This window comes from Sphingomonas bacterium (assembly GCF_028289855.1).
Classification (GTDB): domain Bacteria; phylum Pseudomonadota; class Alphaproteobacteria; order Sphingomonadales; family Sphingomonadaceae; genus Sphingomonas.
Genome location: NZ_JAQGKZ010000066.1, coordinates 1 through 7,787 on the forward strand (window position 1 = coordinate 1; position 7,787 = coordinate 7,787).

7 protein-coding genes and 1 pseudogene are annotated in these 7,787 nt (G+C 65.5%); 3 read left to right on the plus strand and 5 right to left on the minus strand.

Going from position 1 to position 7,787, the window contains the following annotated elements:
• From JWM94_RS07490 to JWM94_RS07505, 4 genes and pseudogenes are all read right to left on the minus strand, one after another.
• Positions 1-347 (minus strand): annotated as a pseudogene (locus JWM94_RS07490) (hypothetical protein); the annotation flags it as partial.
• Between the two features lie 71 nt (positions 348-418).
• Positions 419-1,765, minus strand: a complete 1,347-nt coding sequence (locus JWM94_RS07495; protein WP_299424428.1) for a dihydrolipoamide acetyltransferase family protein — start codon at positions 1,763-1,765, stop codon at positions 419-421.
• Positions 1,766-1,770: 5 nt separating this feature from the next.
• Positions 1,771-2,775 carry an alpha-ketoacid dehydrogenase subunit beta gene (locus JWM94_RS07500; RefSeq protein ID WP_299424444.1) on the minus strand — a complete coding sequence of 335 codons (1,005 nt, stop codon included), beginning with the start codon at positions 2,773-2,775 and terminating at the stop codon, positions 1,771-1,773.
• A 187-nt stretch (positions 2,776-2,962) separates the two neighbouring features.
• Positions 2,963-4,249 (minus strand): 3-methyl-2-oxobutanoate dehydrogenase (2-methylpropanoyl-transferring) subunit alpha, encoded by a 1,287-nt coding sequence (locus tag JWM94_RS07505; RefSeq protein ID WP_299424430.1) that lies wholly within the window; start codon positions 4,247-4,249, stop codon positions 2,963-2,965.
• 142 nt (positions 4,250-4,391) lie between these two features.
• Between JWM94_RS07505 and JWM94_RS07510 the strand changes: the two genes are divergently transcribed.
• On the plus strand, positions 4,392-4,778 hold the full coding sequence (locus tag JWM94_RS07510; protein ID WP_299424433.1) for a VOC family protein: 387 nt from the start codon (positions 4,392-4,394) through the stop codon (positions 4,776-4,778).
• Here JWM94_RS07510 and JWM94_RS07515 read toward each other — a convergent pair.
• Entirely contained in the window at positions 4,775-5,779 is a 1,005-nt protein-coding gene (locus JWM94_RS07515; protein WP_299424436.1) for a fumarylacetoacetate hydrolase family protein, read from the minus strand. The genes JWM94_RS07510 and JWM94_RS07515 overlap by 4 nt on opposite strands.
• A gap of 103 nt (positions 5,780-5,882) precedes the next feature.
• On the opposite strand from JWM94_RS07515, the gene JWM94_RS07520 reads away from it, so the two are divergent.
• Complete coding sequence (locus tag JWM94_RS07520) at positions 5,883-7,037, plus strand: acyl-CoA dehydrogenase family protein (protein WP_299424439.1); 1,155 nt, start codon at positions 5,883-5,885, stop codon at positions 7,035-7,037.
• Positions 7,038-7,168: 131 nt separating this feature from the next.
• A partial coding sequence (locus JWM94_RS07525) for a CDP-alcohol phosphatidyltransferase family protein (RefSeq protein ID WP_299424441.1) occupies positions 7,169-7,787 on the plus strand: 619 nt, incomplete at its 3' end.

Sequence of the window (7,787 nt, forward strand, 5' to 3'; positions counted from 1 at the left end):
CCGCCGGTGCGGATTTCGGGGGCGAGCACGGTCTCGTAATGGTTGATGTCGTCGGGATCGATCTCGCCGTCATGGCTACGATCGAGCACAGCGAAGAACCGCATGGCGTCGGCGACGAACTCGGTCGCACTGATCGCATTGTCACGATCGGTATCGGCACCGTCGAACCACGCCCGAACCGGGTCAGGCCCGCGAAACGGTTCGCCCATCGGACTGACGAACAGTTTCCCCCTCGCGCGGGATTCCTCGCGCGGCAGGGGCGCCGGCATCGGCGGCAAGGTGCCCGCGAGCGGCGGCTTGTCCTGCGCCGCCGCCATCAACGCCAAGCCCAGCATCGCTCCGATCATCGCCCGCACTCCACCTAACCGGGTGTGGCGCTAGGCCCGCTTTGTCGCACAAATATGTCGGCGTGTGGCGTTCAGTCGGCGAACAGCAAAACCGGCGTTTCGAGATATTTCTTGAGCGCCTGGACGTAGCTCGCCGCATCCCAGCCATCGACGACGCGGTGATCGCAGCTGATCGACAGGTTCATCAGCTTTGCGCGGACGATCTCGTCACCGACGAACACCGGGCGCTCGACGATCTTGTTGGGGCCGATGATCGCGACTTCGGGGCGGTTTATCACCGGGGTCGTCGCGATCCCCCCGAGCGGGCCGAGCGACGTGACGGTGATCGTCCCGCCGCCCATCTCGTCGGGCTTGAGCTTTCCGCTACGCGCCGCTTCGGCGAGGCGGCCGATCTCGCTTGCAAGCTGCCAGACGTTCTTGTCCTGCGCGTCACGGATGACGGGGACGGTCAGCCCGGCGTCGGTCTGCGCCGCCATGCCGAGATGAACGCGGCCCGACCGCGTGACCACGCCCGCTTCGTCGTCGTAGCGCGCGTTGAGCATCGGGAAATCGGGGAGTGAGCGGCAGATCGCGACGATCAGTAGCGGCAGCATCGTTAGCTTCGGCCGTGCCCCGCGATTGGCATTGAGGTCGGCGCGCATGTCCTCGAGCGAGGTAACGTCGATCTCGTCGACATAGGTGAAATGCGGGATGTTGCGCTTCGACGCCGCCATATTCTCGGCGATGCGGCGGCGCATGCCGATGACCTTGATCGTCTCGTCCTCGCGCGCGCGGCTGGCGTGCGGGGCGTGATAGCCCTGGCCCGATCCGTAGCGCAGGAACGCGTCGAGATCGGCGTGACGGATGCGGTCGCCGTCGGCCTGCACCTGCGACAAATCGACGCCGAGCTCGCCGGCGCGCTGGCGCACGGCGGGAGAGGCAAGAACGGAGCGACCTTGTCCGCCTTCGTTCCCCGGCGAAGGCCGGGCCCCAGTTGCAACGTCCCCCGACTGGGCCCCGGCCTTCGCCGGGGAACCGGGTTGTTCGTATGCCGGCTTTTTGCCTTCGGCATCCTTCAGCCCGGGCGTCTCCGCCTCTTCGGTCACGCCAAGTTGCTCGGCGGCTTCCTCCGCGCTGGTCGGCCGATCGGTCTCGTCGAGCGGGCGTTCAACTGCTTCCTCGACCGCCGGCGCATCGCCCTCGACCTCGATTACTACCAGCGCCGACCCGATCGGCACCTGATCGCCCACCTCGCCCGCGAGTTCGACCACGACGCCCGCGACCGGGCTCTCCATTTCGACCGTCGCCTTGTCGGTCATCATGTCGGCGAGGCCCTGATCCTCGCTCACCGTGTCGCCGACCTTGACGTGCCATGCGACGATCTCGGCTTCGGCGATGCCTTCGCCGATGTCCGGCAGTTTGAAGACGAAACGAGCCATCGGCCTTAGTCCTTCATGATCTTCTTGAGCGCCTGACCGATGCGGACAGGACCCGGGAAATACGCCCATTCGAGGCTGTGCGGGTACGGCGTGTCGAACCCGGTGACGCGCTCGATCGGCGCTTCGAGGTGGTAGAAGCAGCGCTCCTGGACCAGCGCCGACAGCTCCGCGCCGAACCCGCTGGTGCGCGTCGCCTCATGGACGATCATGCAGCGGCCGGTCTTCTTCACCGATTCCTCGATCGTCTCGATGTCGAGCGGGACGAGCGTGCGCAGGTCGATGATCTCGGCATCGACCCCGGCTTCCTCGACCACCGCCTGGCAGACATGGACCATCGTGCCGTACGCCAGGATCGTGAGTGCCTCGCCCGCGCGGACGACGTTCGCCTTGCCCAGCTCGATCTTGTAATAGCCGGTCGGCACCTCGCCCGCGGGGTGCGCCGACCAGTTCTTCGACGGGCGATCCCAGTATCCGTCGAACGGGCCGTTATAGATTCTCTTGGGCTCGAAGAAGAGCGTCGGGTCGTTATCCTCGATCGCTGCGATCAGCAGGCCCTTGGCGTCGTACGGGGTCGATGGGATCACCGTCTTGGTGCCCGATATGTGCGTGAAGATACCCTCGGGCGACTGGCTATGTGTCTGCCCACCGAAGATGCCGCCGCCGAATGGGCTGCGCACCGTGATCGGCGCGATGAACTCGCCCGCCGAGCGGTACCGCAGCCGCGCTGCCTCCGACACGAGCTGGTCGAGCGCGGGGTAGATGTAATCGGCGAACTGGATTTCGGGGACCGGACGAAGCCCATACGCGCCCATCCCGACCGCAACGCCGATGATCCCGCATTCGGTGATCGGCGTGTCGAACACGCGAGTCTTGCCGTGCTTGGCCTGCAGCCCCGCGGTCGCGCGGAACACCCCGCCGAAATAGCCGACATCCTCGCCCATCACGATCACGTTCGGGTCGCGCGTCATCATCACGTCCATCGCCGAATTGATCGCCTGGATCATATTCATGCGCGTGGTGTCGCCAGTGTCAGCGGTGGGTTCAGTTTCGATCACGTCGCTCACCACACCCACTCCGTCATGCCGGACTCGTTCCGGCATCCACCGTGCCGCACGACCTCACGCCGCTGAATACGCGGCACAGTGGACCCCGGAACAAGTCCGGGGTGACGGTTGAGCTTGTGGCGACCAGCCCTCATCACTTGCGCGCCCATGGCCGTCCGCTCGCTTCCTCTTCCGCCATCATTTGCGCCTGCTGCTCGCGCAGATGCCACGGCATTTCCTCGAACACGCCGTCGAACAACGTGTCGAGCGGCTGGTGCAGGCCGTGACCGAGGATGCCGTTCTTCTCGGCCTCCTTCTGCGCTGCCTTCACCTGCTCGGCGAGTTCCAAATCCTGCGCCGCGTGGCGTTCGTCGTCCCATTCGCCAAGCGCGATAAGGTGATTTTTAAGCCGCACGACCGGGTCGCCAAGCGGCCACGCGGTCGGCTCGCCCGCGCTGCGATATTGCGTCGGATCGTCCGAGGTCGAGTGGCCCTCGGCGCGATAGGTGAAATGCTCGATCAGCGTCGGCCCCTGATTGGTCCGCGCGCGCTCTGCCGCCCACTCGGTCGCGGCGTACACCGCCAGCGCATCGTTGCCGTCGACCCGCAGCCCGGCGATACCATAGCCCACCGCGCGCGCCGCGAAGGTCGTCGCCTCCGCCCCGGCGAACCCCGAAAAGCTCGAAATCGCCCATTGGTTGTTGACGACATTGAAGATCACCGGCGCGCGGTAGACCGTCGCGAAGGTCAGCGCCGAGTGGAAATCGCCCTCCGCGGTCGATCCCTCGCCGCACCACGTCGCCGCGATCCGCGTGTCGCCCTTCGACGCCGACGCCATCGCCCAGCCCACCGCTTGCGGATATTGCGTGGTGAGGTTGCCCGAGATCGAGAAGAAGCCGAACCGCCGCTCCGAATACATGATTGGCAGCTGCTTGCCCTGCAGCTTGTCGCCCGCATTCGAATAGATCTGATTCATCATGTCGGTCAGCGGGCAGCCGCGCGAGATAAGGATGCCCTGCTGGCGATAGGACGGAAAGCACATATCGTCGTCGGCCAGCGCGGCGGCGGCACCGATCGACACCGCCTCCTCGCCCAGCGACTTCATGTAGAAGCTGGTCTTGCCTTGCCGTTGGGCCCGGAACATGCGTTCGTCGAACGCGCGGACCAGCGCCATGTTGCGCAGCATCCGGCGCAGCGTGTCGGGTGTGAGCTTGGGGTCCCACGGGCCGACAGCGCGATCATTCTCGTCGAGCACGCGGACCATCGAATAGGCCAGATCGGTGAACGACTGCGCGTCGGCCGCAGTGTCGGGCCGCCGCGCGGCGCCCGCCGCGGGGATATCGACTTCGGCAAAATCGACCGTGTCGCCGGGGCGGAATTTGGGTTCCGGCACGTGCAGCGACAGGGGTTTCAGATTGGCGCGCGGACTATCGCTGGCCATGCTCTCTCCAGGTTCGACTCGAAAGCGTAACGCTCGGGCGCGGGCTTTGTCCCGTTGTTATAAAATTTCAATGGCCTTGGCGAGTCTAGGCGACGCTCACCGCAACGGATATAGAGGCCGCACAACGACGGGAGGGGCTTTCATGCTTGCCAACCATATCCCCGGACTGTTCATCGCCACCGACGATCCCGACCGCGCGCGAGCCTTTTATGCCGATACGCTCGGACTGCCGTATCTTGGCTTCGACGGGTTCGCGCATTCGTTCCGCGCCGGCCCTAACACGCTCAGGATCGTCAAGCCGCCGCAGCGCGTGCAGGCCGATTACACCGTGCTCGGCTGGGTGACCCCCGACATCGTCGGCGATGTCGCGGCGTTGACCGCCAAGGGCGTAGCGTTCGAGCGTTACGCCTTTTTCGGCGAGCAGCAGGATGCCAGCGGCATCTGGTCGGCGCCGGGCGGCCATCGCGTCGCGTGGTTCAAAGATCCCGACGGCAACGTCCTGTCGCTGGCGCAGCACGCCGCGAGCTAACCGCCGACGATTTGCTCAATCACGCCGAAGATCGGGTGGTGCCTGTCGTCCTCGGCCCAGATGCGGACGGTGTCGCCCGCCTTGAGGAACGGCGTCACCGGCTTGCCGCCATCGATCGTCTCGATCGTGCGAATCTCGGCGAGGCACGAATAGCCGACGCCTCCTTCGGCAATCGGCTTGCCCGGCCCGCCCCCCGCGTCGCGGTTCGACACGGTGCCCGATCCGACGATCGTCCCCGCGCCGAGCGCGCGCGTCTTGGCGGCATGCGCGACCAAGGTGCCGAAATCGAACGTCATGTCCTCGCCCGCCTCGGCGCGACCGAACGGCTGACCGTTGAGGTCGACCATCAGCTTGCGGTGGAGCTTGCCGTCCCGCCACCAGTCGCCCAGCGAATCGGGGGTGACGAACACTGGCGAAAAGGCGCTGGCCGGTTTCGACTGGAAGAAGCCGAACCCCTTTGCGAGCTCGCCGGGGATCAGGTTGCGTAGGCTCACGTCGTTGGTCAGCCCGACCAGCAGGATCGCGTCGAGCGCCTGCTCGCGGGTCGCGCCGAGCGGCACGTCGCCGGTCACCACCACCACTTCGGCCTCGAGGTCGCAGCCCCAGCTTTCGTCGGCCAACGGGATCGGATCACGCGGCCCCAGGAACCCGTCCGACCCGCCCTGATACATCAGCGGGTCGTGCCAGAACGTCTCGGGCATCTCGGCGTTGCGCGCCTGCCGCACCAAGGCGACGTGGTTCACGTACGCCGATCCGTCGGCCCATTGGTACGCGCGCGGCAACGGCGAGGCGGCGTCATGCTCGTGGAACCGCTCGCGCGGGATGACTTCATGGTCGAGGTCGGTCTGGAGGTTGCGCAGGTCGGGCGACACCCGGTCCCAATCGTCGAGCGCCGCCTGCAAGGTCGGCGCGATATGCGATGCGTCGGCGCACCAGGCGAGATCGGTCGACACCACGACGAGCTTGCCGTCACGTCCCTGCTTCAGACTGGCCAGTTTCATGCGCTCTCCTTCGTTGCCGCCAGCCTTAGCCGCACCGGCGGGGGATTGACCAGCCGCCCGCTTGCCCGCCACACGTCGAAAAAGGTTGCAGGAGAGGACTGATATGACCCCCGACAGCGTGCCCGGCCGCTTCGCGTATGACGAGGATCACGAGGCGTTCCGCCAAAGCGTGCGGTCGTTCCTGCAAAAGGAAGGTGTGCCCAACGTCAACGACTGGGAAAAGAATCGCCTCGTCCCCAAGGAATTCTGGCGCAAAGCGGGCGAGGTCGGCATGCTGTGTCCGACGGTGCCCGAGGAATATGGCGGGCTGGGGCTCGACTTCGGCTACAATTCGATCGTCAACGAAGAAATGGCGTATAACGGCGTCCCCGCCGGGTTCACGCTCCAGTCGGACATCGTCAGCGGCTATATCGAGCATTACGGATCCGAAGAGCAGAAGAAGCAGTGGCTGCCGCGGCTCGTCAGCGGCGAGACGATCACCGCGATCGCGATGACCGAGCCGGGGACGGGCAGCGACCTGCAGGCGATCCGCACCTCGGCGAAGAAGGACGGCAACCACTACGTCGTCAACGGCTCCAAGACCTATATCACCAACGGCCAGAATGCCGACCTGATCCTGGTCGTCGCCAGGACCGATCCCGACGCCAAGCCTGCGTACAAGGGCATGTCGATCATCCTGATCGAGTCGGACCGCGAGGGCTTCAAGCGCGGGCGCAAGCTCGACAAGATCGGTCAGGACGCCGCGGACACCTCGGAACTGTTCTTCGAAGACGTTCGCGTGCCGATGACCAATTGCCTCGGCGAGGAGGGCAAGGGCTTCATCTACCTGATGAGCCAATTGCCGCAGGAGCGCCTGTCGATCGCGGTCGGCACGCAGGCGTCGGCGCAAAAGGCGTTCGACGAGACGGTCGAATTCACCAAGACCCGCAAGGCCTTCGCCGGGATGGTGTTCGATTTCCAGAACACCCGATTCGTCCTGGCCGACCTCAAATCCAAGCTGCAGGTTGGCTGGGCGCATCTCGACTGGGCGATCCAGCGCCACCTCAAGGGCGAGTTGACCGCAACCGAAGGCGCCGCGGCGAAATTATGGCACACGGAATTGCAATGGGAGGTGATGGACAAGTGCCTCCAACTGCATGGCGGCGCCGGTTACATGAACGAATATCCCATCGCACGGATGTGGCGCGCGGCGCGGGTCAGCCGAATCTATGGTGGCACCAACGAGATCATGAAGGAACTGATCGGTCGCAGCCTGTAAGGAAATCGACGATTTTTCAGTGACTAATGTCATGGCGGCGTGTTACGCGCGCCACAACTCGTCCCGAATCCGGTCGCCGATGCGCCGAATACCTTGCGTGATTTGATCCATATTGGCATCATGACAGCCCGATGACATCACCACCGCCCGACGGATCCCGAGACAGGCGGATTGAAGACCCCACCAACCTCTGGGTGATCCATCCCGCGGCGCGTCGACTGCTGCCGGTCGCGCTCGCGTGGCGCGTATCGGCCAATATGGTGTCGCTGATCGGCCTCGCGCTCGGCATCGGCGCGGCCGTTTCCTACTGGAACTGGGCCACCCCTGCCGCGGCGGTGCTGGGCTTAGTGCTGTCGGTCGCCTGGCTGATTGCCGACGGACTCGACGGCATGGTCGCCCGTGCCACCGGCACCGCCAGCCCGTTCGGCCGCCTGCTCGACGGCATTTGCGACCATGGCGTGTTCATCCTGATCTATGTGCTGATCGCCACTCACATCGGCACCGGCGAAGGCTGGGCGCTGGCGCTGGCCGCCGGCGGCACGCACATCATCCAGTCGAGCACCTATGAGGCCGAACGCGCGCGCTTCCACCGCCGCGTGCGCGGCGAGGCCGGCACCGCACGTCCGCCGCGTGCCGGCGGCGTGGTCGAATGGCTCTATGACAATATCCCGCGCGCCATCGATCGGATGGCGGAATCGTTCGATCGCCTGCTGCGCGACAGCGACGATCCCAAGCGCCTCGGCGCCGCTT